This is a genomic window from Ancrocorticia populi (assembly GCF_003123745.1).
Taxonomy (GTDB): Bacteria; Actinomycetota; Actinomycetes; order Actinomycetales; family Actinomycetaceae; genus Ancrocorticia; species Ancrocorticia populi.
This window is the reverse complement of the sequence record NZ_QETB01000001.1, coordinates 432,587-456,736: the sequence shown is the minus strand read 5'-3', so window position 1 is coordinate 456,736 and position 24,150 is coordinate 432,587. Positions and strand designations below refer to the sequence as shown.

General features: G+C 59.7%; 22 protein-coding genes and 1 tRNA gene. 11 read left to right on the top strand and 12 right to left on the bottom strand.

The window, feature by feature from the left end; all coding sequences use genetic code 11:
- The first annotated feature begins 113 nt into the window (after positions 1 to 113).
- Positions 114 to 464, top strand: a complete 351-nt coding sequence (locus DD236_RS02110) for a DUF4342 domain-containing protein (RefSeq protein WP_109092716.1) — start codon at positions 114 to 116, stop codon at positions 462 to 464.
- Between the two features lie 4 nt (positions 465 to 468).
- Positions 469 to 1,422 carry a tRNA uridine(34) hydroxylase gene (locus DD236_RS02105; RefSeq protein WP_109092715.1) on the top strand — a complete coding sequence of 318 codons (954 nt, stop codon included), beginning with the start codon at positions 469 to 471 and terminating at the stop codon, positions 1,420 to 1,422.
- Here DD236_RS02105 and DD236_RS02100 read toward each other — a convergent pair.
- From DD236_RS02100 to DD236_RS02085, 4 genes are all read right to left on the bottom strand, one after another.
- Positions 1,415 to 2,020, bottom strand: coding sequence for a phosphoribosylanthranilate isomerase (locus tag DD236_RS02100; protein ID WP_109092714.1), 606 nt, complete (start codon positions 2,018 to 2,020; stop codon positions 1,415 to 1,417). The two genes, DD236_RS02105 and DD236_RS02100, sit on opposite strands and share 8 nt — an antisense overlap.
- 9 nt (positions 2,021 to 2,029) lie before the next feature.
- Complete coding sequence (locus tag DD236_RS02095) at positions 2,030 to 3,634, bottom strand: carboxylesterase/lipase family protein (RefSeq protein ID WP_109092713.1); 1,605 nt, start codon at positions 3,632 to 3,634, stop codon at positions 2,030 to 2,032.
- 185 nt (positions 3,635 to 3,819) lie between these two features.
- Complete coding sequence (locus DD236_RS02090) at positions 3,820 to 5,322, bottom strand: peptide MFS transporter (RefSeq protein WP_109092712.1); 1,503 nt, start codon at positions 5,320 to 5,322, stop codon at positions 3,820 to 3,822.
- Between the two features lie 224 nt (positions 5,323 to 5,546).
- Complete coding sequence (locus DD236_RS02085; RefSeq protein WP_133246038.1) at positions 5,547 to 6,671, bottom strand: Ig-like domain-containing protein; 1,125 nt, start codon at positions 6,669 to 6,671, stop codon at positions 5,547 to 5,549.
- A gap of 174 nt (positions 6,672 to 6,845) precedes the next feature.
- Here DD236_RS02085 and DD236_RS02080 point away from each other — a divergent pair, with 174 nt between their 5' ends.
- Positions 6,846 to 9,557: a cation-translocating P-type ATPase gene (locus DD236_RS02080; RefSeq protein WP_109092710.1), complete on the top strand. Its 2,712-nt coding sequence runs from the start codon at positions 6,846 to 6,848 to the stop codon at positions 9,555 to 9,557.
- On the opposite strand, the gene DD236_RS02075 is transcribed toward DD236_RS02080, so the two are convergent.
- Positions 9,554 to 11,137 carry an ABC transporter permease gene (locus DD236_RS02075; protein ID WP_109092709.1) on the bottom strand — a complete coding sequence of 528 codons (1,584 nt, stop codon included), beginning with the start codon at positions 11,135 to 11,137 and terminating at the stop codon, positions 9,554 to 9,556. The two genes, DD236_RS02080 and DD236_RS02075, sit on opposite strands and share 4 nt — an antisense overlap.
- 82 nt (positions 11,138 to 11,219) lie before the next feature.
- Positions 11,220 to 12,470 carry an MFS transporter gene (locus tag DD236_RS02070; RefSeq protein WP_207785656.1) on the bottom strand — a complete coding sequence of 417 codons (1,251 nt, stop codon included), beginning with the start codon at positions 12,468 to 12,470 and terminating at the stop codon, positions 11,220 to 11,222.
- An 84-nt stretch (positions 12,471 to 12,554) separates the two neighbouring features.
- On the opposite strand from DD236_RS02070, the gene DD236_RS02065 reads away from it, so the two are divergent.
- Complete coding sequence (locus DD236_RS02065) at positions 12,555 to 13,436, top strand: LysR family transcriptional regulator (RefSeq protein ID WP_109092708.1); 882 nt, start codon at positions 12,555 to 12,557, stop codon at positions 13,434 to 13,436.
- 141 nt (positions 13,437 to 13,577) lie between these two features.
- A complete protein-coding gene (locus DD236_RS02060) occupies positions 13,578 to 14,258 on the top strand; it encodes an HAD family hydrolase (RefSeq protein ID WP_109092707.1) in 681 nt (226 codons plus the stop codon).
- On the opposite strand, the gene DD236_RS02055 is transcribed toward DD236_RS02060, so the two are convergent.
- The gene (locus DD236_RS02055; RefSeq protein WP_207785655.1) at positions 14,255 to 14,998 is read right to left on the bottom strand and encodes a class I SAM-dependent methyltransferase; all 744 of its coding nucleotides are present in this window, start codon (positions 14,996 to 14,998) and stop codon (positions 14,255 to 14,257) included. The genes DD236_RS02060 and DD236_RS02055 overlap by 4 nt on opposite strands.
- Positions 14,999 to 15,010: 12 nt before the next feature.
- Complete coding sequence (locus DD236_RS02050; protein WP_109092705.1) at positions 15,011 to 15,364, bottom strand: iron chaperone; 354 nt, start codon at positions 15,362 to 15,364, stop codon at positions 15,011 to 15,013.
- Between the two features lie 208 nt (positions 15,365 to 15,572).
- Between DD236_RS02050 and DD236_RS02045 the strand changes: the two genes are divergently transcribed.
- Entirely contained in the window at positions 15,573 to 17,171 is a 1,599-nt protein-coding gene (locus DD236_RS02045) for an ABC-F family ATP-binding cassette domain-containing protein (RefSeq protein ID WP_109092704.1), read from the top strand.
- A gap of 204 nt (positions 17,172 to 17,375) precedes the next feature.
- Positions 17,376 to 18,719: a replication-associated recombination protein A gene (locus DD236_RS02040; protein ID WP_109092703.1), complete on the top strand. Its 1,344-nt coding sequence runs from the start codon at positions 17,376 to 17,378 to the stop codon at positions 18,717 to 18,719.
- Between the two features lie 163 nt (positions 18,720 to 18,882).
- On the opposite strand, the gene DD236_RS12345 is transcribed toward DD236_RS02040, so the two are convergent.
- The 4 genes from DD236_RS12345 to DD236_RS02025 form a co-directional block, all read right to left on the bottom strand.
- Entirely contained in the window at positions 18,883 to 19,005 is a 123-nt protein-coding gene (locus tag DD236_RS12345; RefSeq protein ID WP_279322574.1) for a hypothetical protein, read from the bottom strand.
- A gap of 66 nt (positions 19,006 to 19,071) precedes the next feature.
- Positions 19,072 to 19,144 (bottom strand) — tRNA-Ala (locus tag DD236_RS02035).
- A gap of 75 nt (positions 19,145 to 19,219) precedes the next feature.
- Entirely contained in the window at positions 19,220 to 20,575 is a 1,356-nt protein-coding gene (locus tag DD236_RS02030) for a hypothetical protein (RefSeq protein ID WP_133246037.1), read from the bottom strand.
- Positions 20,554 to 21,768 (bottom strand): molybdopterin molybdotransferase MoeA, encoded by a 1,215-nt coding sequence (locus tag DD236_RS02025; RefSeq protein WP_109092701.1) that lies wholly within the window; start codon positions 21,766 to 21,768, stop codon positions 20,554 to 20,556. Before DD236_RS02025 ends, DD236_RS02030 begins: the two co-directional genes overlap by 22 nt.
- 144 nt (positions 21,769 to 21,912) lie before the next feature.
- On the opposite strand from DD236_RS02025, the gene DD236_RS02020 reads away from it, so the two are divergent.
- From DD236_RS02020 to mscL, 4 genes are all read left to right on the top strand, one after another.
- Positions 21,913 to 22,536: a 5-formyltetrahydrofolate cyclo-ligase gene (locus tag DD236_RS02020; RefSeq protein ID WP_109092700.1), complete on the top strand. Its 624-nt coding sequence runs from the start codon at positions 21,913 to 21,915 to the stop codon at positions 22,534 to 22,536.
- Positions 22,537 to 22,626: 90 nt separating this feature from the next.
- Positions 22,627 to 22,953, top strand: coding sequence for an FmdB family zinc ribbon protein (locus DD236_RS02015; protein WP_109092699.1), 327 nt, complete (start codon positions 22,627 to 22,629; stop codon positions 22,951 to 22,953).
- Between the two features lie 95 nt (positions 22,954 to 23,048).
- Positions 23,049 to 23,681 (top strand): SAF domain-containing protein, encoded by a 633-nt coding sequence (locus DD236_RS02010; RefSeq protein WP_109092698.1) that lies wholly within the window; start codon positions 23,049 to 23,051, stop codon positions 23,679 to 23,681.
- A 39-nt stretch (positions 23,682 to 23,720) separates the two neighbouring features.
- Positions 23,721 to 24,137: a large conductance mechanosensitive channel protein MscL gene (gene mscL, locus DD236_RS02005; RefSeq protein WP_109092697.1), complete on the top strand. Its 417-nt coding sequence runs from the start codon at positions 23,721 to 23,723 to the stop codon at positions 24,135 to 24,137.
- Positions 24,138 to 24,150 lie beyond the last annotated feature (13 nt).

The following is a 24,150-nucleotide window of genomic DNA, read 5'->3' as shown; positions in this document are numbered from 1 at the left end:
GGCCATCATACGTGGGCCGGCGTAGCTCCTCGAACCTTTTCACGTATGGCGTGATGTCCCTAGTGATGGCGCGTGGTTCAGGGCAGAATGGTTAGGGAACAAAGGAGAGAGTCATGGCTAACAACGAGGGCACGGACGGCGGCAAGCACGAAGGCCGCTGGAGCGAGAAAATCGAGATCGGTTCCGAACAGGTTCTAGACGCAATCAAGAATCTCATCAAGGAAACGAACATCCGCAAGATCACGATCAAGAATTCGAGCGGCAAGCGGCTCCTGACCGTTCCTGCAACCGCGGGCGCTGCGGTGGGCGGCGTAGCGGTTCTCGCGGCGCCAATGATCTCCGCAATCCTCGCGATCACCGCGTTGCTCACCAACGTCACGCTGGAAATTGAGCGCGTGGAAACCGTAGATGGCGAGGTCACGGAGGACGATGAGACCGATGAGGAGGGCCTCGGCCTATCATAGGGGCGTGAGCGTTCCCAAGATCCTTCTGTATTACCTGTTCTCCCCGGTGAGCGATCCCGAGGCGGTGCGCCTCTGGCAGCGCGAGCTGTGCGATTCGCTGGGGCTTCGCGGGCGCATCATCATCTCCGCCCACGGCATCAACGGCACCGTGGGTGGCGAGCTTGAGGCGTGCAAACAATACGTCAAGCGCACAAAAGAGTACAGCCCGTTTTCCCGGCTTGGTGATTTCGTCAAGTGGAGCGAGGGCACCGGCTTCGTTACAGAAGAATTAACGACGACGACGTATGGCGCCAACCGCTCAGCCCCGTGGCGGCGGATCGCCGATTTCCCAAGGCTCTCGGTCAAGGTGCGGGACGAACTCGTGGCATTCGGGGCGCCGGATGAAGTGAAGGTGGGACCAGACGGTGTAATTGGGGGCGGCGTACACCTCTCCCCCGAGCAGGTGAACGAGCTGGTGGAAAGCCGCGACGATGTGGTGTTCTTCGATGGCCGCAACGCCTATGAGGCAGCCATCGGCAAGTTCAAGGGAGCAATCGTGCCCGATATTTCCACCACGCACGGGTTCATCGATGCACTAGAATCCGGGGCTTATGACGCCATCAAGGACAAGCCCGTGATCACCTACTGCACCGGCGGGGTGCGATGCGAAATCCTCTCGGCCCTTATGAAAAACCGCGGGTTTTCCGACGTATACCAAATTGACGGCGGGATCGTGAAGTACGGGGAGGCTTACGGTAACAGCGGCCTATGGGACGGGTCCCTAGCCGTTTTTGACGGGCGCGAAACCGTGGAGTTTGCGGAGGGCGCCGAGGTAATCGGGCGCTGCGCGGTGTGCGGAACTCCCTCGTCACATCTGGTGAACTGCGCCGATCCGAGTTGCCGGGCGCGGTTCGTTGCGTGTGCGGAGCATGCGGGCGAAAAGTGCATCGCCCACGGCGGAGTGGTGAGCGTTAGCTAGCGGCGCGGGCGTTCGCCACAAACTCGCGGATAAGGGCGTGGCTCTTCACGCCGCGAGCCGATTCGACGCCGCTGGACACGTCTACTCCCCACGGGCGGGCCGTTTCGATTGCGCTGGCAACGTTTCTTGGGTCTAGGCCGCCCGCAAGGAGCCATTGGCCGGTGGGGCGTCGGTTTTCTAGGGCGGAGGTGTCCCAACGTTCGCCGGAACCGGCACGCGGTGCGTCCAAGAGGAGCCGCTCTTCGCCGTATGCACCCACCTCGACGTTTGTGCCCGGTCTGAGGGCCGTTGCCCGCCACACGCGTGGGAAGAGCTGGGCGGCAAGTTGCACATCCTCGGGGGTGTAGCGCCCGTGAAGCTGGAGAACGGAGGCGCCAATCGCGGTGGCAAACTCTACGGCTTCGCGGACGGGAGTGGTTGCCACAACCAGCGCGGTATCCACGGCACCCGAGGCCGAGGCGATGGCGTTGCGCGCGGCACTTTCATCGAGGTTACGGGGGCTGCCTTCGGCATGGATCACGCCGATCGCATCTGCTCCGGCGCCGATAGCCACAGCAACGTCCTCCGGAGTTTTCAGTCCGCATATCTTGATGTACATGCCTCTAGGCTACAGCTCGCGCATCAGCCGCATCGTGTTCACTTCTATCTGGAACGGGCGGGCGGATTTCACCCCGCTGTGCGATTCGGATCCGTAGATGCGTCCGCGTTCGCCTTCGCGCCACGAGGGGAAGCTCGGGGTGCCGCTGGAGATAAAACGTACCCAGTCCGTCTGGATGGCGGCGGCCAGCGCCCGAGGCGGATTATCCGTGCCGAATACCTTCGTCACATGTTCGTCTCTCAGGCAGTTGAACACAAACGGGACCTCCACACAGTGATCGGCCAGGCCCGTAGAGGGTTTCTGCCAAGCGAACTCATACACCCATGTCCCCGCCTTAATCGCGGGTGCCGTCACGCCCGTCTCAATATCGCACACTGCGGCAACCCGGGCCGAGGCGCGTGCCTGGACGATATTGATCATGGGAAGGTGGAAGGCAGCAGCCGTCAGAAGCTGGCCCAGAACCTTCGATGTGTCAACGGCCAATTCTGGAAACTCGCGGAGCATCGCCCAGGCAACCAGCTTTGGGAAACCCGCCTTTGCGAGCACTGCCCGGGGCTCATACTTCCGATTCCACTCAGACGCCATCGGGGCGGTCAGCCCCGTGTACTCGTGCCGCGTGCATCCGATCAGAAGCGGAACGTTATAGCCCGCCCCACCGTATGTTGCCGCCATGACTGAATCAGGAAGAAACGGATCGCTGCGGTCAAAAACCGGGCCAAAGGGCATCGCGGAGGCCCAGCGATCTCGCGGGAACACTGCACCGTCCAGCACACTATCCGCGAACGTTACGGGATCATCTGGGAGCGCGAACTCTTGGCCCAATCCCTCGGAGGCATCAAGGATCTGTTCCTCACTCGCCGATCGCCATCCCTCTAGGGCGGCCGTGATGCCCAGACGATGTGAGAGCTTTGCAGCGATCATCCGGGCCTGCGCGAGCGGGCGATCCCCGGTTGCAGGGCTTTGCGCGATGGCGCGGGAGAATAGGCCCTCGGACAAGGGGCTGGCCAGATGGCACAGGACGGATCCGGCGCCAGCGCTCTGTCCGGCAATGGTGACGCGGCGCGGATCTCCCCCGAACTCCGCAATGTTCTCGTGGACCCACCGCAGGGCCAAATTTTGGTCCAGTAGGCCTCTATTGACTGGGGCGTCGGATCCCTCCACATAGCCGAACCCATCGAAGCCCAAGCGGTAACTGATAGTCACTACGATGACGTTACGTTCATTGAAGGATTGACCGTCATACCAAGAACCTGAAGGAGATCCGCCCTCGTAACCGCCGCCGTGAATCCACACCAAGACGGGCAGGCTCGCGCGGGCATTTCCCGGGGCCGGGGTAAAGACGTTCAGGACCAACGTGCCATCACCCGGATAGGTGGGCTCAGGAATCCAAGGGTCTGGGCCAACCAGCCTGCGCTGCGGAGTGGGGCCGTATTCCGTAGCGTCTAACACGCCCTCCCACCCGGCGGCGGCAACGGGAGCCATGAACCGCAGTTCACCAACCGGCGGCTCCGCGAAAGGGATACCAAGATAAGCATATGATCCAGAAGCCCGGCACACGCCGCGCACTGATCCAGCGCGCGTCTGAACAACTTCCCGAGTTGCCTGGTGCATCATTGCCCCTTTAGTAATTCCAACTTCCCGTAATGATAGACATCATATACTGGGCGGCAGCTTCCCGGAGAATCAACCGCAGTGCAAACATACCCGTCAATCGGCATGAGAGTGAGGATTACACGCGAGAAGCCCCCGTCCTTGCCTGTGAGGCGGAGGACAGGGGCTCCACTAATACTTGCTGAAGGCTACTTCACTCCGGCCATCAGCTTGAGGATCGGCTTGCGCGCCGCGAACAGGACGATTCCCACAGCGATCGAGGCTAGGCCAACGATCAGGAAGTAGGTGATCTCGGCCCCCTGTGAGTAGTCCTCGCCCGTCGGATAGAAGGAGGAGAGGGATCCCGCGGCCGAGGAGCCGAGCGATACGGAGAGGAAGTACAGTGCGACCATCTGCGAATGGAACGCGTGCGGGGATAGCTTGGTTGCGAGCGATTGGCCCACAGGGGACAAGCAGAGTTCAGCCATCGTGAACAGGAACAACACCAGCACGATCGCGAGGAACGGCACGGAGTTGGCCTCTCCGCCGCTGAACGGGATGAATGCCAAGAATGCAAGTCCCATGATGATCGTACCCAGCGAGAACTTCACTGGCGTGGAAGGCTGGCGGTCACCTAGCTTCGTCCACATAGCTGCAAACACGCCGGCGAACACGATGATGAACACCGGGTTGATGGAGGTTACGACGCTCGGCGGAACCTCAAAGCCCAAAATATTGCGGTTCAACCGCTCATCCGAGTAGATCGCCACCACGGTGAACTGCTGCTGGAACAGAGACCAGAAAACAACCGACGCGAAGAAGAGCGGGATGAAGGAGTAGACGCGCGAGCGCTCGATATCCGTGATGTTCTTGCTCATGATAATCGTGCCAAACAAGAACACTGCGGCAATGAGCGTCAGCACTACAACGATGTTGGCAAGGCTCTCTGCGGCAACCCAGCCCTGAAGCACGATGATGGCGATAACGAGAGCCACAACGATCAGGCCAATGGCCCAGGTCCGCTTCTCCTTCTTGGTCAGCGGATTAGTAGGCCGAGAACTCTCGTGAGTCAGCGTGTGATGGCGCATGGCCAGATACTGAATAACGCCGGCAGCCATACCAACTGCGGCCAGCCCGAATCCGTAGTGGAAGCCCTGCCAGCCCCAGAGGGCGCTTGTGGCCAGCGGCCCAATGAGGCCTCCAATATTAACGCCCATGTAGTAGATGGAGAAGGCGGCGTCGCGGCGGTTATCGCCTTCCTCGTACAAATCACCGAGCGTGGTAGAAGTGGTGGTCTTCAGCGAACCAGCGCCAACTGCAACGCAGATCAAGCCAACAGCCAACCCGGAAACTCCTGGAAGAACGGCGAGCGCAATGTGCCCGATCATCACGAGGATCGCGGACGTCAACAACGTCTTTTCCGCACCCAAAACGCGATCGGCAATCCAGCCGCCAATAACGGAGGAGAAATAGACGAGTCCGCCGTATGCACCCACGATCGAGGTTGCGGCAGCCTGTGAGAGGCCGAGGCCCCCATCGGTCACAGAATAGTAAATGTAATATGCAAGGAGTCCCTGCATACCGTAGAAGCTGAAGCGCTCCCACATTTCCACACCCGCGAGGTTTGCAAGACCCCAAGGATGGCCGAAGAAGCCGCCGTGGCCCTTCGGTGTAGTTTCTAGCTCGGTGGTCTGCCCGGACACACGCAACATTCCCTTCACGGTGGGAACCGCGTTGGGCGGCCCCTAGACAATTCGTAGACCTTACCACCCGTGAAAAATCACTAAAAGTACACAAGTCCCATGCTCATCGCAACAAAACCGTTTCAGAGAATCTCACGATATGGAATAAACCCCATGTTCGCGGGGTTTATAGAAATCCACTACGATGCATATTTGCACACGGAGTGGAAAACCACACATTTGCCTGTGGACGCCTACTTTTCCGGGAGAGTCAATCTACGAATGCCGAGAAATAGAAGTCCCGAAGCGCCTACCACCACGGCGCCCATCCCAAGATCGCGACGGTCGATGCCGCCACCTTCTAGGCCATTGCCGCCAGATGCGTTGTGGGAAGGCACGGAAATTGCGGTAGACGTTGGTTCAGGAGAACTTGATTGCGGCTGTGTTGTGGTTTGAGTTGGGTTTTCTGAGGCCGACGACGTTGGCGGATCAGACGTCACCCCGCCAGTCGGGCTTGATGACGTGGGCTGGTCAGTTGGCTCGTCTGTTGGCCGGTCTGTTTCCGGCGAGCTCGATGGGCTCGATGAGCTGGGTTCTGGCTCCGGAGACGGCGCCACCACGATCAGACTGACAGTGGCCGCAGATGACTCCGCTTTTCCATCTGATACGAGATAGGTGAAGGAGACCGAACCCGCGTAATCCGACGCAGCGGTGAACGTTACCTTGCCGTCCTTGGTGACTTCGGCCTTGCCTTGGCTCTTCGACGGCGCCTTCACGAGCTGATAGGTCAGAGGATCACCATCGGGGTCTTCGCCAAACAGATTGAAGGTGTGGCTTTCTCCCTGTTTAACAGTTCCCCCAGAAACGGGTTCCGCGGTGGGCGCCTGATTCCCCGCCGGGCCCTTCTTCACAGACACTGAAACCGTGGCCCAATCTGACTTATCCCCGGCGGTATCGGTGGCCTGATATTTGAACGTTGCCGTCCCAGTCTTGGACGAGGACGCCTCAAATGTGACCGTATCCCCCTTGCGGCTGATCTTTCCCATATCCGACGGATTCAGGTTTGAGATCTCATAGGTGAGTTCATCCTTGTCATCGTCAGAACCCTGAAGCTTAATGGTGACGGTTTCGCCCTGATACACCGTTTCGCTCATATCCTTGACGGTCGGAGGCGTATTTGCTGACGTCTCGCCGTCACTCGGGCCTGGTGAAGGTGAGTCTTCTTCATCTGATGGGGCAGTGGTGGAATCCTCTGTAGTAACCACGGGCGTTGGCTCGGCCGTGGCAGTCTCACTGTCCGAAGGCGCACCGAACGCTGGTCCCGCAGAGAAAGCTGCGAGCCCAACTATCAAGATGAACGCTAGGGATCGACTTCGCATAGATGATTCCAGATTGATGGACAGAATCCACTTGGAGTCTATCAGCAATTGTAATCATTTCGTTATATTGCGTTCGCCACCGTCGCCCAAAGACGCTGCCGGGCCAAGAATGGTCATATGCCCCGTATACTTTGGACTAGTTCGCCTTATCCCACACGAATCCGGAGTTTGGGGATGCCCATAAACGTTACGCAAGCAAGTATCGAAACACCCGCCCACGCACTATCCGGCACAGAGGTGCTCACCGCGTTCAATTCACGCGAATCCGGGCTCTCACCCCATGAAGCCAACGCTGCGAGAGAGCGGTTCGGACCAAATAAGATTCCAGCCGCCAAGCGCAAGCCGGCGGTTATTCGCTTCCTCGCCCACTTCAACAATGTCTTGATCTACATCCTCTTGGTGGCGGGCATGCTGAAGGCCGTGAACCGGGACTGGGTCGATTTCTGGGTGATCATTGCCGTGGCCGTGGTGAACGCGGCAATTGGGTACATTCAGGAGGGCCAGGCGGAAAAAGCCATCTCTGGTATCCGAGATATGCTCTCACTCCACGCCACGGTGCTTCATGACGGCTTGTGGCAGGAGATAGACGCCGAATACCTAGTTCCCGGGGACGTTGTCCGCTTCGGCCCCGGGGACAAGATTCCCGCGGACATCAGGATTCTGACCGCCCAGCGGCTAAAAATCGACGAATCAATGCTGACTGGCGAATCGGAGCCGGCCGAGAAGAACACAGATAATGTCGGGGCGAATGCCGGTATCGGCGACCGTACGAACATCGCGCATTCTGGCACCGTGGTCACTCAAGGCAACGGCACCGGCGTTGTGTACGCCACCGGTGCCAACACAGAGATCGGACATATTCAAGATCTCGTGGATTCCACCGATGATCTCAAGACCCCGCTCACCGCCCAGCTGGATAACCTAGGTACACGCTTCGCTCAGGCAATCTTGGGCGTCAGCTTGATCCTCCTCTTCTTGGGACGCGTCATTCATGACATGGCCCCGAGTTCGCTGCTCTCCAACATCCTGAGCTTCGCTGTGGCAACCGTTCCTGAGGGACTTCCCGCGCTCGTGACTATTACATTGGCACTCGGCGTTCAACAGATGGCCACACACAATGCCATCACCCGAAAGATGGGGGCCGTAGAGACCTTAGGCGCCGTCACCACTATTTGCTCGGATAAGACGGGAACGCTCACCCGCAACGAGATGACTGCGCTCGCCGCCATAACTCCGTCGGCACGCTATGAAATCTCAGGAACTGGATTCGGCCGGGCGGGCGATGTAACTCCCGCGGGGCCTACCACCGATCCAGAGGGAGTAGCCGAACTTGCCCGCATCATCTCCCTATGTAACGATGCCGTTCTCCGGGAGAACGGGGAGATGTGGAGCGTGGTGGGCGAACCTACCGAGGCAGCCCTTGCCATCTTCTCCGATAAGCAGGGATTCGATTCCTCTGGAATCGAACGTACTGCGTCTATCCCTTTCGATTCGGCTCATAAGTTCATGGCGGTTCGCGTTGCCAACCCTGGCGGCGGGACCGATGACGTGCTCCTCAAGGGAGCCCCAGATGTGCTCTTTAGCCGGTGTACAACCCAGCGAGCAGCAGATGGCGAAGGCAAAGTATCTTTCGATCTGGCATTCTGGGAGAGCCAAGTTGATTCACTGGCTTCTCAGGGAATGCGTGTTCTTGCTGCGGCCCGCTGCCCAGCTTCCAGCTTCCACACAAACATCGAATTCGAAGACGTAGCCAACTCTCTTGAGCTGGTTGGACTTATCGGCTTGATTGATCCACCCCGAGCGGAAGCTATCGAAGCTATCGCCATCTGCCACGAGGCTGGGATTGCCGTCAAGATGATTACTGGCGATCACGTTGAGACGGCCAAGGCCATCAGCCGCCAGCTCAACCTGCGGCCGGACGGCGAGCCCGTGGCCGTGACTGGCGCGGAGATCGAAAAAATGAGCCGCTCTCAGCTGGCTGAGCACGTGGTGGATATCGATGTGTTCGCGCGGACCAGCCCCGAGCACAAGATCCGCATCGTTGATGCCTTGCAATCCCACGACCAAGTGGTGGCAATGACGGGCGACGGCGCGAATGATGCCCCGGCACTCACCCGTGCAGACGTTGGTATCGCCATGGGCATCAAGGGCACTGAGGCGACAAAGGAAGCCGCCGATATGGTTCTGGCCGATGACAATTTCGCCACGATTGAGAAGGCTGTGGCCGAGGGAAGGCGGATCTACGACAACATCATTAAGTCTGTTGTTTTCATGCTCCCCACCTCCATCGGACAGGGACTCATCGTATTGTTCGCAATGATCTTCGGTTGGGATGCACCTCTGGCACCCACACAGATTCTCTGGGTCAACCTCATCACCGCCGTCACCCTTTCGGTTGCGCTTGCGTTCGAGCCCGCCGAAGAGGGGATCATGAATAGAAACCCGCGTGGGCGCAAGGCACGCCTACTCGCCCCTTGGCTTTGGATCCGAATTATGTGGATCTCCGTGCTCATTGCTGCGGCCACCATGGGTGCCTACTACGCCTTGAACCATGCCGGAGTTGATACGGTTATCGCCCGTACCACAGCGGTCACGGTTCTGGTGGTTGCTCAGATGTTCGTGTTGATCAACTCGCGATTCCTCTATCACTCCAGCTTGAACTTGCACGCCCTGACAGGCAACAACGTTCTGTGGATTTCTTCAGGATCGCTCCTGACACTTCACCTGCTGTTCGTATACGCCCCGTTCATGAACACGCTCTTCGATTCAACTGGCCTCGGTTTCGCCGAATGGGGAATTGCTGTGGGAGCTGCTCTTGTCATCTTCCTCATCGTGGAAGTGATCAAGGCGAGCCAGAATCGGTTCTATGCCAATAAGCACCGCTAGGCGTTGATATCCCGGCGGCGGTAGCCGATGAACGATACCGCCAGAAGGAGAATGTCCACCGCGCTCAGAATGATGAGCCCCGTCCAAGTGGGATCTGCTCCCGTAACGGACGGAACATGGTGGAATGGGCTCCACGAAAGCACCCAGTCCGAAAGCTGGAGCATAGGGCCAAGCACGGTCAGAAGGAAGGACGCCATGATCGCGGCCCACGTGATCGCCCTGCCACGCGGCCACACGCCCACAAAGAAAGCCGCGAGCGCAACAAAGAACCAGACGGCCGGTAACGTGGCCGCGGTCTGAGCGATCACGTCCCGCATCCCCATGTCCGTTCCGGACGCCCGGGACACAAGGGAAATGAGGACTCCCGCCAACCCAAGATGCAGGGCAGTTGAAAACATTGCCAGAGCCAGGCTCGAGGAGAACAGACGAAGCCGCGACAGGCCGGTGGCTAGCACCGGCTCAATACGATAGGCGGTCTCCTCCAAACGGAGCTTGAAGAGCATTTGGGCACCCGGGATGGCCGCAACCACGCCAAGAATCGTCAACTCGGTGACAAGGACCTGAGTATTGAAATCGTCTTGCGAGGCTGTGCCCGAGGCTAGGAGTTGCTGCACTGCGGGGTTTTTACCGAGAGTATCTGCGGCATCCGCGGTGAAGTAGCCGAACATCACTCCCAGAACAACCAACACGCCAATCCATGTGATGACGTTGGAGCGGTTCAGGCGCCACGTCAAAGCACCCACTCCGCGAATCTTCCCGTGGTTTGGGCCTGGTTTTGGTGCCAGCGCACCAGCCCCGAAGTCCCTCCGCGACTGCAAAAAGAGAGCAATCCCCACCAGCAGCGACGCAAATGCAACACCCAACAGCAGCGGCCACCAGATATTGTCGGTCACGGGTTCTGTCTGCCCCATCCAGCCGAGCGGATTGGCCCAGATGGTCCATTCGGGCAGATCCAACGAATAACAGAATCCCCGAAGAACATAGAGCGCACTCAGAACTCCGAGGGCAAGCGTGTTCGCCGTTTGCTTCTCGGATCCGAGCTGAGCAGCCACAGCCGCGAAGGCCGTTGCAATCCACCCCGTCACCGTCACGATGGCTCCCACAAGAAGCTGAGTCTCAACCGTGCCGCCACTGACGGTGGCAACGATCGCCGTCAGCAGGCCGGCGGCGAGCGATCCACCCGTACCGATAACAATGGCGGAGGTGAGCCGCGCTCCACGCCCCATCACGCCGGAGGCGAATAGTTCGGCCTGCCCATCGTCTTCTTGACCGCGCGAGGACCGCACGGTCAAGAGCGCCATACCAATTCCTACGAAGAAGGCTCCCAACCCTACTGTGAGCCACGCTCCCAAACCATCGGTGGAGCTGAGATCACCCACCGGCCCCATCACCAGGGTTAGCGCGGGATTTGTGTCCACTGCCCCCTGCATCGATTCCACATCGGACGGATTGGGGAACAAGACGTCATAAAAACCAACGCCGAGGAGCGAAAGAAGCATCACCACGGAAGCCCATGAAAGGACTGTTGACCTGCTGTGCTTCCACGAGGCGCGCACTAGCGGCCATGTACCAACGAACATTTGCTACCTTCTGCCAGATTCTCGCCTAAATCTACGGAGTTGCTGGCATCAGTTGCAAGGTGGGAAAGAAATCCGTCGTCGGCTAAAAGGAATGCTGCTCGTGATACAGGAGGTAGCCTACGAGCCCACCCCCAAGCACTAGAAGGGCAGCCAACCACCCAACCAGCCCGCCCCAGCTGAAGGCATGCATAACGTGCCCGGAAGCGTACCCAACAAGGGAGGAGCCAAGGTAGTAGCAGGCCAGATACATACCGGAGGCCTCGCCACGGCTCTCCGGCGCCAGCGCGCCCACCCAGCCGGAGGCCACGGAATGGACAGTGAAGAAGCCATAGGTGAAGACTCCAACGCCGATCAGGACCAACCATAGATTGCTCGTGAGCACGAGGAGAAGGCCCGCGAGCGCGAGGGCGGAGCCAAGCAACATGGTCCGGCCGCGCCCAAGCTTCATGACCTTGTGACCCGAGCGGGCCGAAGCCAGCGTGCCAAAAAGATAGAGCAGGAAGATCGCGCCCACGGCCGAATCGGGTAACCCAAACACGGAGGTGAGGCGGTACCCGAGGAAATTGTAGAGGGAAACAAACACCCCCATAAAGACGAAGGCCACAAGGAAAAGCGCAGCTAGGCGCGGGCTCCTCCACTGGCGGCCCATGGTGGTGATTTCACTGCGAAGGCGCAGCTTTTTCGGGCGGAAGTTGCGTTCTTTGGGAAGAAGGACCGTCGTCACAACAGCGCACACGAAAGCGAAGATCATGTTGACACCGAGGGCCACCCGCCAATCAGCGAACTGCAGAACCCCGGCAGGAATGAGCCTGCCGAGCAGTCCACCAACCGTATTGCCCGCCACGTAGAGCCCCATCGCGTGCGGAAGATGATCAGAGCGAACTTCCTGAGACAGCCAAGCCATACCAGTTGCGGGCACACCCGCGATGGCAAGGCCCTGAAGTGCGCGCCCAGCAATGAGCCAGCTCAGCCCCGGAGCGAACGGAAGGAGGAGGCCGATGAGAGTGGCCGAGAGTACGGATGCGAGTATCACCCGGCCGCGCCCAAACCGTTCAGAAAGAACCGAAACTGGAAGGATTGCCACGGCCATCACGCCCGTTGTTGCGCTTACCGTGAGCGCGGCATCGGCCGGCGTCACCAGCAGATCCTCCGTGAGCACGGGCATAAGGGCCTGTGTACAGTACATCGCGTTGAAGGATGCGAGCGCGGCCAGGAGAAGCGCCCCCGTCGCACGGCGATATGACCGGGTGCCTTGCCTGAGGCCTTCGGCGGCAAGGGTACCCCCAGGGGGTGGTGCGGTGTGTTTGGCGTGATTCTCAGGTTTATCGGTCACACTCCAAGCATGCTCGGTTTCGGCTGAAAAGGATAATGCATGAGATGCTGGCAATTCATATTAGATTTGCATTAGCGTGGAGATGTGCTGTCCGATGATCTTTCGTGGTATCTAGTTCTGGCCGAAACCGAGCATATGGGGGCGGCTGCGGCGGAGCTCCGGCTGCCCCAGCCCACTCTGTCGAGGCGGCTGGCACGGCTAGAGCGGGAGGTGGGCGCAACTCTCTTTGACCGGCGTGGGCGTTCTCTCGCTCTGAATTCCCGCGGCCGGGCACTCCAAGCACGGATCCGGGCGGCCGTCAATCAACTAGACCTCGGACAGGCCGAGGTGAGCAAGCTGCTGGATCCGGAGACGGGGTTGGTCCGGTTCGATTTCCTGCATTCGCTCGGCGCATGGATGGCACCGCAGATCATTAGGTCCTTCGTTGCGAACCATCCTCGGGCCGAAATCCAGCTGCATCAAGGCGGCGGCCCCGAACTCACCCAGCGGCTCCTGGCGGATGAAACGGACATCGCGTTAAGTTCTCCGCGGCCAGCAGATCCCGAATTGGTGTGGCGCGAGCTGTATCGCCAGCCGGTCGGCCTGTGCCTTCCTTCCGATCACCGCCTCGCTGGGAGGAAGCGCGTTTCTTTAGACGAAGTAGGCGAGGAGGCCTTCATCTCCACACCTGCCGCCTACGGGTCTCGCGCAATTCTCAACGACATCGCTGCGGAAGCCGGGGTGGAGCCACGCATTACCTACGTTTCCAACGAGCTCTCCACCGTTGCCGGGCTAGTGGTAGCGGGCGTGGGGATCGCCGTTCTGCCCAGCGATGACCCTCACATCCAGCTCCCCGGTACCGTGTTTGTGCCACTAAAGACCGAGATTGTGCGGGAGATCGGGCTGATTTGGCGTTCGGGCCAAGGGCTAGATTCAACGCCCGGTTTCTTCCTTGCCGATGCCGCGGATCTTCTGGGAGCGCGCTAGAGCCAGTCAGTGATCGTAGAGGCGGCGGCCACGCCGGGGTTTGGGTATGGTTGAGCAGAGTGGCACGGGTGAAGCTGCTGGCCCCGTCCAACTACTCGTCTTACTTCCCCTCCACCCGATCATCCGCCCGAAAGGAGCCTCGTGGCCACCTTCAGTCCCCAAATTCAGGCAGTCCTGTGCGATATGGACGGAACTCTCAGCGATACCGAGGTTTTCTGGCAACAGGCTGAACGGCGAATCATCGCCGAATACGGAGACCCTACACTTCGCCCCGAGGCCACGGACCAGAGCATCGGGATTTCCATGGAAGCGAGCGCTGCGCTCCTTCGGGACCAATACGGAGTAACACTCGAGATCGGACAGCTCATGCAGTTGGCCGTGGATTACGCCCTCGAAGCAATGTCCGGGGAGATCACGTGGATGCCCGGCATTCTGTCGCTCCTGGACGAGGCAGAGACGGCCGGGATCCCGCGCGCCCTAGTCACGTCCTCACCCGGAAGAGTTGCGCGAGCCATCGTGGCCGAGTTACCCGGCCAGACTTTCGATGTGATTATTTCTGGCGACGACGTCTCATCCCACAAACCCGAACCTGCCCCTTACCTGCACGCTGCGCAGGCCCTCGGAGCGGACCCGCGGCACTGCGTAGCCTTTGAGGACTCCGTGCCAGGCGTGCTCTCGGCGCTGGCAGCAGGCTGCCTCGTGGTGGGGGCTTCCTCGATCGGTGCGGCGTTCGAGGCACACGAGCGGCTGATTGTGCGGCCTTCCCTGGAGGGCCTTTCCCTTCGGGATATCGCGGACGCGGCGCGGACCGCAGGCGACTAGAGGACCGCGCGGAAGCAGTGGGTTGTGTGCGGGAGATCGATCACGGTCTCTGTATCCCATCCCATCTGGCCGAAAAGCTCCTCGGTTTCGCGAAGGATGCGATCCTTCTCCGGTCGTGGGGCAGTGAGGAAATGGCTCCGGGATTGGGCTAGAGCGAGCAATCCGGCACAGGTTGTTGGCGCGGCCCACCTGAATTCCGTGCGGTCCGTCGTAAGGAAAGGCGGATAGATGCGGATAGCATCGTTGGCGATGGCTCGTTCCGCATCGGAGTCGCGCTGAATCTCCATATAGCGGGCTACCCACGGCACCGTAGTATCGCGGATGTTCCACAGCAGGCCCAGTACGCCTCCGGGACGAAGTACCCGGGCAGCTTCACGAGAGGCCAGCTCCTGATCAGTCCAGTGCCATGCCTGTCCGTAGAAGATGGCATCTTGGGAGTGATCGGGCAATGGGAGGGACTCTCCCCTACCCTCGTGAGCCGCGATGTCTGAGATGACGGTTCGCAGGTGGGCAAGCATGCCGGGGTCCGGCTCCACGGCTACGACGCCGGCGGTTACCTCGCACAGCAAACGTGTCAGCTTTCCCGTTCCGGCGCCAACATCGGCGATCCGGAGCTCGCGGCGATCCCGCACCGGTTCCAGCGCCCAATCGATCGCCGGGCGTGGGTAGGTGGGCCGGGCGGCTTCGTACTTAGCTGCCTGAGCACCAAACGAAAGAGCGCGAATCGCGGATTGATCCATGGGCATGCTCATTTACTCCGCAAGCCGTGCCTCAATGAGGCGTTTGCATAACTCTTCGGGCAGTGCCTGAATGTAGTGGATCTTGAGGAATCCCGCGCCGTACTCGTAGCCCGCGGCGGCCACCTCGTCCTGAAATGGAATGAAAAACTCAGGCGTGAAGCGTAGGGAGCAGTGGTTCGTGAACGGCTGAAGCATCCACATCATCTGGCCGTCTCGCGTGTATGCCGGCAGGTTCCACTTCAGCTCCTCGTGGACCTGCGGAACATATGACAGGCTGATACGCCGCAACTCTTCGAGGTGCGGGCGCTGGACAGCGTTGAGATGTCCAAAGAGATCATCCGGGTCCTGGCGCTTCGGGAAAGGCATGCACTCAGTGTAGTGAGCAGTAATGCCTAACACCATAGAAAGCTCCCGCGGCGCGTGGTAGCCTAATCCCGTTCATTTTTCCTGAGTGAGGATTCTTTTGATGCTGATCTACGACCTTCTGGACGCGCCCACCGCGCGCTGACGTCGCAGATCGCCCACGCTTAGGGCTCCGTTGTCAGCGCACCCACTGACAACATCTAGGAGCCTCATGCTATCCACTCAGAAGCCAGCCGTGACGCTGGTGAACCTCTCTTTTACGTGGCCAGATGGCACCGCTGTGTTTCGCGACCTTTCGGCCACCTTCCCCATCGGCCGCACCGGCCTGATCGGCACTAATGGCACAGGAAAAACCACCCTGCTGCGCGTCATTGCGGGCGAGCTCACTGGCACTGACGGGAGTGCAAGCGTTATTGGACAGGTTGGCTACCTCCCCCAACACCTGACACTGGATGTTGGGGCAACGGTCGCGGATCTGCTCGGAGTGGCCGGGCGTTTGGCGGCTCTGAGGGCGATCGAATCCGGCGATGCCAGTGCCGCACACTTCGAGGCATTGGCCGACGATTGGGACGTCGAAGCACGCAGCCTCGCCGCTCTGGACCGAATCGGACTCCCGGCGATCAGCTTGGACCGGCCAGTGGGTGCCTTGTCCGGAGGCGAGGTCGTACTGACTGCTCTGACCGGTCTGCAGTTGGGCGGACACGAGGTGGTGCTACTCGACGAACCCACGAACAACCTAGATCACGTGTCGCGGCAGTTGCTCTACGAAGCGATCAACGCTTGGAAGGGATCGCTAATCATCGTCAGTCACGATGTCGCATTGCTAGACCTCATGGACTCCACGGCGGAACTGCGCGACGGCACGCTCTCTGTATTCGGCGGACCCTATAGCGCTTATCAGGAGTATCTTGCTGCTGAACAGGCCGCTGCGGAGCAAGCGTTGCGATCGGCCGAACAGCGCCTGAAGACCGAGCAGCGCCAGCGCATAGATGCCCAGACAAAGTTGGCGCGCCGCCAGCGCTACGCCCGGACTGACTTCGAGAACAAGCGCAAGCCGAAGATGATCATGAATAACCGGAAGCAGGAGGCGCAGGTATCGGCTGGGAAGCTGCGAGGAAGGCTCGACGCCTCGGTGGAGGACGCGAAGCAGGCCGTCACTGAGAAGGAGGCACGGGTTCGCCGGGATGCGACCATCTCGATCACGCTCCCAAATCCAGACGTTCCGGCCGGGCGTCGGCTCGCCGAACTCCGGGACGCGCATGGTCACGGAATCATTATTCAGGGACCGGAGCGTGTTGCCCTGACCGGACGGAATGGCATCGGCAAGACCCAGCTCGTTAGTACTCTGGTGAGTCCCGGCCCCAGCTCGTGGCGCGGATTTCAGGCCGAGAGTTTTATAGAGCGCATCGGCTATCTTCCCCAGCGGCTTGATCATTTAGACGACGACGAAACACTCCTCACCACCGTGCGCGCAGCCGCACCGGGACTCACGGACGGGCAACTACGCGCGGGGCTGGCAAAGTTCCTCTTTCGGGGAGACGTTGTGGGCCGGAAGGTTGGCGACCTATCCGGCGGAGAGCGCTTTCGCATTGCTCTAGCCACGTTGCTGCTTGCAGACCCTCCCAACCAGCTGCTGGTGCTGGACGAGCCAACCAACAACCTCGATCTGCACAGCGTTGACGAGTTGGTCAATGCCCTCGGTGCCTACCGAGGAGGGCTAATCGTGGTAAGCCACGATCATCACTTCCTGTCCCGCCTCGGCATCACGACGTGGATCACGATGGATGAAGCCGGGCTGCACTACTCGTGACGCTCAAAAACCAAGCTAGGCGGTCACTGATGGGCTTGCCAGGCTATTGGGATGCGGGCGTACACACCTTGCGTAGGCTGGACGCATCACACAAAGTATGAGGAAGGGCGGATGGACGAGGCGATCCAGCGGTAGGCGCCAGAGAAAGACCGATCTGAGCGTGACAGGTAGGCACCGCGACGCCGTTAAGGGAGGAGTAAAGCGATGAGTCAGGATACGCTACCGCTGTTCGAGCCGGACGATGCTGGGCGCCCGCTGGCCGATCGGTTGCGTCCCAGAAGCCTCGAAGAGGTGGTGGGGCAGGAGCATCTGCTGGGCCCAGATGGGCCGATTGGTCGCATGGTCGCCGAGCAGCACCTAGTGTCGATGATCCTTTGGGGGCCGCCCGGCTGCGGCAAGACCACGATCGCCCGGCTACTCGCTGAGAGCACGAATCTCGTATTCGAGTCTGTGTCAGCTACGTTCTCCGGGGTCGCTGAGTTACGCAAAGTATTTGGTGCCGCGCAGAAGCGGCGCGAGGTCGGTCAGGAAACCCTTCTGTTCGTGGATGAGGTTCACCGATTCAACCGCGCCCAGCAGGACTCCTTCCTGCCCTACGTCGAGGATGGGACGATCGTCCTCGTAGGGGCGACGACGGAGAACCCGAGCTTCGAGCTCAATGGTGCGCTCCTCTCACGCTGTCAGGTGTTCGTCCTCAAACGCCTCGACGAAGCCGCACTCGACACTTTGATCGACCGAGCCGAAGCCACCACTGGTCACCCTCTGCCGCTCGCCCCAGAAGCCAGACAGGCGCTGGTGGCAATGGCCGATGGCGATGGCCGATACCTGCTCAATCTCGCCGAGCAGTTGCAGACCGTGGATGAGAAGCTTGACGTGGCAGGGCTCGCCCAACTGGTGCAGCAACGGGCTCCTCTCTACGACAAGTCCCAGGAGGGCCACTACAATCTCATCTCAGCGCTGCATAAATCAATGAGGGGTTCCGATCCCGATGCCGCCCTTTACTGGCTGGCTCGGATGCTCGATGGCGGTGAGGACCCGCTCTATATTGCTCGCCGTCTCGTCCGATTCGCCAACGAGGACATCGCGATCGCGGACCCACAAGCGGTACATCAGGCGCTGGCCGCATGGGATGTATACGAGCGACTGGGCTCCCCGGAAGGGGAACTCGCGATCGCGCAGGCCGTGGTCTACCTCGCGACCGCACCGAAATCAATCAGCGTGTACCGGGGCTTCGGGGCAGCGCGAAGGCTCGCGAAACAGACCGGTTCTCTCATGCCCCCACCCCACATCTTGAACGCGCCAACAAAGCTGATGAAGGACCTCGGCTATGGGAAGGGCTACCAGTACGATCCTGACACCGAGGAAGGGTTCTCCGGAGCCAACTACTTCCCGGAAGCCATGCAACCAGAACGCCTCTATCGGCCCACTGACAACGGGTATGAACAGGTCATCTACAAACGAATACAGGAATGGGAACGGCTTCGTGCCGAAAGGCAGCAGCAAGACCACAACTCTCATCCAGACCCTGGAGAAGACACGCCACGTTGAGACCGCCTCACATAGCACTGGCTGAGCCCTCACAGGTTCCCACCAGTACCTAAAATCAAAATTGGCCCGGCCGAAGCCGAGCCAATTTCAATTTGTATTCGGCCACCCCGTGGCCTTTTGCAACTTCGTCAGCTTCAAGAATGAAAGCTAGCTTTCATTCCGTTCAGCTTTCCTCGTTGTGGAGCATGGGGGATTCCGCGTCTGCTCCGCAGCCGCACCGCTCGCTGTCGCTCGCCCTCAGGCAGTTCGCAAGCTCCGCTTGCTCTACCGCTGCCTGAGCCCTCATGGGTTCGAATCCTTCAGCACCTAGAATCAAAATTGGCCCGGCCGAAGCCGAGCCAATTTCAATTTGTGGAGCATGGGGGATTCGAACCCCCGACCTTTTCATTGCGAACGAAACGCGCTACCAACTGCGCCAATGCCCCAAGGACTCGACTAGCTTAGCACTGGCCCGAGTCTTGCGCACTTCAGCTCGGCTGAACGTGCGCGGGACCACCAAATTAGGCGCGGCGGCGGTCCAGGAGCGCATCGAGCGCGGAGCCACCGGAGAGTCCCTGAACTTCTTCCGGTGATGATGCGGCGATCGGCTTCTCATCCTCGAAGCGCTCGTCAAGATCCTTCGGGCGATACGGAACCGACGCGGTTACCTCTTCGGGAGGCTCGTATGGTGTGACGAGCTGACGCTTGATGGGTTCTTCTTTGGCGCGAGCAGTACCGCGCGCCACTGAAGCCGCTGCAGGCGCTGCCACCCCAGCTGCATCAACGGCCCGAGCCGGTGATTCGGCAGCCTTGGGCGCTGACTGAACGGAGTCCGCGCTCTCGGACTTGCTAGCATTCTTAGAATTAGCGATGCTCTTGGAGGAATCGGAACTCTTCGCGGAAGTTGATTGATCGTCTACTAGTGCTGGATCGGGAGCGATCGTATCCTCCACAATCTCGGCCTCGGTGGTGATCGAGATCTGCGAGGGAGCCTCAACGTGAGCGGCGGTATCGGCGCTTGCCGCAACCTCCTCGGTTTCGGCAGCGTTTTCGCCCGATGCAATGCTTTCAGACTCGGCGGCGCTACGTACGGATTCGCTCTCAGCCGCGCTACGTGCAGACTTTGCCGAGGGGCGTCGCCGCACCTGCGGCCGGCGCGATCCGGCAACGTGAGCCGAGCCCTTGAGGGTACGCAGCTTCGCGTTGAGCTTCTCGATAGCCTCCTCATCGGCCACCGTGGCCTCTGCCATTGCGTTGACGATAACGCCAAATCCGCCGCCATACACCAGAGTCAGTAGGGTGAGGACAGCCGGAACCGCAATCGCAAGGCCGGTGGTTGCCATGAGAACCCACGCAACTACGGTGACGATCCCGATCACAGCACCGCCTAGAATCCCGCGCTGCTTGTTAACGTTACGCTGCGAAATCCGTGCGCGCCTGCGCGCGCGTTCCTTGGCGATCACGCGGACATCGTCAGTACCGCGGGCCCGCGAAGGTGCCTGCTCGCTCTTCTTCATGATGACCTCCGGCTGACGAAAGAAAACCGTTCCATGTGGGCCCCCCGTGTGAGTGCTCGCTCCCCCGCTACGCGAGGCATTGACATCGAGCATCCGCAGGTCTTCGGCGTACCGTTCCTCAATCCGAGCTTCCGCCAAGACGGACCGGCGCCGAAACACGTGCGGAATAACGTAAAACATCAGCAACGCAGTGATTGCGATGAGCACGTATCCCGAAAAGTCCACAAAACCAACGTTAGTTGGAATCTTGACTAGTTCCATGAACAGACCGCGCGTGTTGCACAAATGGGTTGACGACGACGAATTCCTCGCCCCCGCACCCATCGCCCGTGCGAGGCTTACCCGTTCAGGATGATGCACTCCATCGGATCGCCTTCACGAACCTTGGTTACGTCCTCGGGGACGATGGCAAGCCCGTTAGCGTCAGCAAATCCAGCAAGTAATGAGCTTTGACCGCCTTCAGTGGGCTTGAAACGGTAACCTTTTGCTGTGTTGCCGGAAACGTGAACACGTACATAGTCCCGTTCTCCTTCGCCAGAGAAGAACGTCTCTGAGGAGGCAGCCCGGATGGAGCGGTTCCCCAGCGATGCGTAACCGGCCATCTTTCGCAGAGCGGGCCGCACAAAGATCTCGAAGCTGACAAGTGCCGCCACCGGGTTACCCGGCAGGCAAAAGATAACTGTTCCGTCTTCTAACGTGCCTACCCCAAGTTGACGCCCCGGGTTCATTGCCACGTTATCGAACCGCACGGTTCCAAGAGGTGAAAGGACCTCCTTGACGGTATCTCCGCCGCCATAGGACAAGCCGCCAGTGGTGATAATGACATCGGCCCGTAAGAGCTGATCCTCGAGCACTTCGCGAAGCACACTCTTTTCGTCCGATACTCCGCCCACGCGGTAGGCGACCCCTCCGGCACTTCTCACGGCTGCGGCCAACGCATGGGAGTTAGCATCATAGGTTGTGCCCCGGCTAGCGCCTCGGCCGGGCGCCACAAGCTCGCTTCCCACGCTGATTATCACAACTCGGGGAGCGGGGCGAACGGGAACCAGAGACCTTCCGGCGCTGGCTAGCAGCGCAATATGCCGGGAGGCGATGCGCGTTCCCTCTTTCAGGGCTACGCCACCCACGCTCAGGTCCGATCCCTGCGTGCGAACATAATCGCCGGCGCGAACGCTCTGGTAAAACGTCACTTCCACAGTTCCCTGATCGGTGGATTCAAGCGGTACCACACAATCAGCGCCGCTCGGAAGGCGAGCTCCTGAGGCCACCTTCATCGCGGTTCCTTCGAACACCGTAGAAGAATCCCTAGAATCCGCGAAAACCTCTCCGAGCACGCGCAGCCGAACTGGATGATCGCCAGATGCCCCGATGGTGTCAGAGCCCAGCACCGCATAGCCATCCAACGAGGCAATGTTGGCGGACGGTACATCGATAAGGGAAAGAACGTCTTCGGCCAAAATGCAGCCGAGTGAGTCAGATAACTCCGCCTCATAGCGCTCCATGGGGACGGCAAGCTCAAGACAGTCCTGCAGATGAACATCCACGCTCTTCATAATCTCTCCTAGCCTGAGGACCCAACCACCCCAGAATACAGTGACCGCAACGATGCCACGGTACGCCTCCCGTCGTCACTTCTCGTTTGGCGGAATAACGCCTTTCAACTGGGATTGTGATCTAGACCATGAAACAATGACGGCATGGGAAAGAATGAGGTGGCTCTGCCTGATGTCACTGGTCTGGATGTCGAAGATGCCAAACAGGCCCTCCGCTCTGTTGCCCGTGATGTCAGGAAACGGCGATCCGCGGCAGCTCGGGAGGAACTTGGGGCACAGTGGGTATCAACAGCGCTCGATTTTATAGGCGAGGCTCGCACGGTCGCGTGCTACGTGGCGGTCAACAATGAGCCGCCCACGCTGAAGCTGTGCGAGGCGATCGCAAATAAGGGATGCGATCTACTCTTGCCCAAACTCGGCCCGGGCCTTTCCCGGGAATGGGCGTGGTATCAGGGCGCGGAGGATATGAAAGTCAACGCCCCAGGTCGGCCACCCGAGCCATCCGGTGAGGCTCTGAGCTCGGAAATACTCTCCACTGTGGACGTCCTCATCATCCCCGCAACACTCGTGGACCGCGAAGGCAGGCGAATTGGTCAAGGCGGCGGATGGTACGATCGCGTGCTCAAGCAAGTCAGTTCCAACACCCGAGTGGGCGCGATGGTATATCCCGAGGAATACGTGGATATTGAGCTACCCCAGGATCCCATGGACCGATCGGTAGCGTTCGTGATTCTGCCGGACCGCTGGGGAGCCTGCGGCGGCACATAGTGTGATTCTTGCGGCGGGACCTAGCTTCGGGTGGAATGCTCGGCGTAAAGTTGGCACTCGGAATCTTTGAGTGCTTGGAAAGGACGAAACGTGCCAACGTATTCGTACCGCTGCACAGTGTGCGGCAATGAGTTTGACGTACGGCAGTCTTTCACGGACGATGCGCTGACCGTATGCGAGAACTGCGGTGGCACGCTGCGCAAGCTCTTTAATTCGGTTGGTATCGTCTTCAAGGGCTCGGGCTTTTATCACAACGATTCGAAGTCTCATGCCAGCTTGAATGCGTCATCTTCAACGCCTTCCTCGTCCACGGATTCTTCGTCAGGCGATTCCGCGCCCACCGATTCGAAGCCGGCCGATTCTTCCAGCACCTCCAAAACCAAGGCCGCAATGGCCGCACCCGGACGTACCGCATAGCACCTCGCGGTTCCCCCGAATCGCTTCGGGTAGTTTCTCTCCACAGGATGCGTGACAGCACAGCCGTCCTGGTTCCATTCTCCTAACGTGGAGCTATGTTTCAACGTTTTCGGGGAATCCTTTGGCGTATCCGCCATATCCTCATCGCACTGACCGCGATCGCATGCCTTCTCGCGGTTGTTCAGGCTGCCAGCGGCCTCGCGCCACCTACCCGCCAGGTGGTAGTTTCCTCCCAGCAACTAGCCGCCGGGAGTGCATTGAAGGAGGCAGACCTAAGAGTCGCGGACGTCCCCATTGATATGGTTCCTGATGGCGCATTGACCTCCATTGACCACGCCGCCGGAGAAATCCTTGTGAGCGGTTTACCCAAGGGAATGCCCCTACCTGATTCCCTGCTGCTCACCTCCGAATTCTTGGATTCGGCACCTGAAGGATACGCCGTCATGCCGGTCACGATCGTTGCAGACGGGACAGAGGACCTAGCAACTCCCGGCACGAGTGTGGCTCTTTACGCGCCTCCACCCGAGTTCGATGAATCCGCCGAAGCAGTGATCGTGGCAGAGCACGCGATTGTTGTAGGGCACGGGAAACTCCCCGATAGTGACGGCTTTCTCAGTGATTCGGAGAATACTCGGACGATATTTCTGGCAATTCCTCAAGATGCCGTTAATCTTGTGCTTGGGTACGGTACAAGGACGGCCATGCGCATTGTCCTTAATGCCGCATGAGGTGGTCCGCATGTCAGTTATTTAGCGAAAGGACACCCAATGCTCAAGGGCTTCCGCGATTTTATTACGCGCGGCAACGTTATCGATCTTGCCGTCGGCATCATCATCGGCGCAGCTTTCACCCCGATTATCGAAGCGATCAGCGATCTCCTCATGACAATCATCGCGGGTCTTGTTGGCGAGCCTGATTTTGATAATGTCTGGACTCTTTCCGTCGGTAGTGCTCAAGCTACTCCCGGCACGATCCTCACCGCACTCGTCAACTTCCTACTGATCGCCGCGGCGTTGTACTTCTTCGTTGTTCTGCCCATGAACAAGTGGCACGAGCGTCAGGAAGCGCGCAAGGAAGAAGAGCCTGCGGAGGCGGACACCAACGAGCTTCTTGGCCAAATTCGCGATCTGCTGGCCGCAAATGCACCCGGCACTGGTGGCACCGGCAAGCACAGCGAAAACTAGCCGCTGCGGCTCA